This window comes from Erythrobacter sp. HI0063, from assembly GCF_001635685.1.
Classification (GTDB): domain Bacteria; phylum Pseudomonadota; class Alphaproteobacteria; order Sphingomonadales; family Sphingomonadaceae; genus Qipengyuania.
The window spans coordinates 1-249 of sequence record NZ_LWFF01000050.1 but is presented as its reverse complement, the minus strand read 5'-3'; the positions used below and the strand labels follow the sequence as shown (position 1 = coordinate 249).

Annotated in this window: 1 pseudogene; it reads left to right on the top strand. The window is 57.4% G+C overall.

Annotation, left to right across the window (positions count from 1 at the left end):
- Positions 1 to 91: 91 nt before the first annotated feature.
- Positions 92 to 249: pseudogene (locus tag A3736_RS16900) on the top strand (NADP-dependent isocitrate dehydrogenase); the annotation flags it as partial.

Genomic DNA, 249 nt, shown 5'->3' with positions numbered 1-249 from the left:
CTACGTCCGTGCGGCGCCCCGGTTGCGCGCTGGCGCGGCTCTGCTAAAGCCCGCGCAAACCTTTTTCCGACATTCAAGAGACAGGGCCATCATGCAGAAAATTCAGGTCAAGAACCCGGTCGTCGAACTCGACGGCGACGAAATGACGAAGATCATCTGGGAGTGGATTCGCGAGCGGCTGATCCTCCCCTATCTCGATATCGACCTGAAATATTACGACCTGTCGATCGAAAGCCGCGATGCGACCGA